Origin of the sequence: Photorhabdus viridis (genome assembly GCF_040256935.1) — a bacterium.
Lineage (GTDB): Bacteria > Pseudomonadota > Gammaproteobacteria > Enterobacterales > Enterobacteriaceae > Photorhabdus > Photorhabdus viridis.
Window position 1 is genome coordinate 1 of record NZ_JBEJZY010000172.1, and the last position, 1,055, is coordinate 1,055.

The 1,055-nt window shown below is 39.1% G+C and carries 1 protein-coding gene; it reads left to right on the top strand.

The genetic code is table 11. The features are described 5' to 3' along the window. Positions 1–108: 108 nt before the first annotated feature. Positions 109–1,055 (top strand): phage tail protein (locus ABR397_RS22780; protein ID WP_407072903.1); only part of this gene is annotated, 947 nt, incomplete at its 3' end.

Here is a 1,055-nt window from a genome sequence, read left to right on the forward strand (position 1 = left end):
GGTTTTCCCCCGTTAACGATGACAGCAATATCTGCTGGTGGAATTCCTCCATCTGGCAAGGATATGAACGGGATATTGAATGATATTACTACCGCAATACGTTATTCAATGTCTGGTGGCTTGTATTCGTATAATGCTGACTTTAGTGCTGCCATTGATGGTTATCCTAAAGGGGCCATTGTTGCCAGTTCTGATGGAAGTAAAATTTGGTGGAATGGGGTAGAAGATAACAATACAGATCCGGATAGTACATCAGTTTCCGGTTGGAAAAATCTACTAGCAGATCCTAATGGGTTATTTCTACAGAAAGCTAATAACTTATCTGATATTAATAACAAAGCGACAGCACGTAATAATTTAGGACTGGGAGAGATTGCAACTCAAGATTTGATTCCTGACGCCACACTTATAGAAAAAGGCATCACCCAACTTACAGACAAGACAGGTAACAGTAATACCCTTGCAGCAACTCAGAAACTTGTTTCTGATGTGAATGATAATGCCAATAATAAGCTCGCTAAAAATCAAAATGGAGCAGACATCTTCAATAAAACTGAATTTGTAAAAAATATCGGTTTATCGGAAATGGTGGAGTTGGCTAAAGGGGCGGTGCCGAATAGCCGGAAAATTAACGGGAAGCCGTTGATCGGGGATATTAGTCTGAATGCTGGGGATGTGGGAAGTTATGCTAAATCTGAGAGCGATAATACTTTCTTACGCATTTCTAGCAATAAAACCGCAACCGTTGGCAGTTTACTGATTGACAGTAAAACTCCTTTTCCTAAATTGCGTTTCAAATCGAAAGATGGATATATATTGGGAATTAACGGCTCTGAAGGGAAATTGTTGCATATCTATTCTGACGATCCCAAGAATCAGCGGCGTTACAATATATTAACGCCTGAGAGAAGTGGTACTCTTGCATTACAAAATACAGCTATAAAATCCGAAAATGGTTGGTGGCAATGTGGAGATACGGGGGTAATTATTCAATGGGTTAAAGTTCCATCAGCTCAACAATCATGGATAAAGGTAAATTATCCAATTTCTTTTAA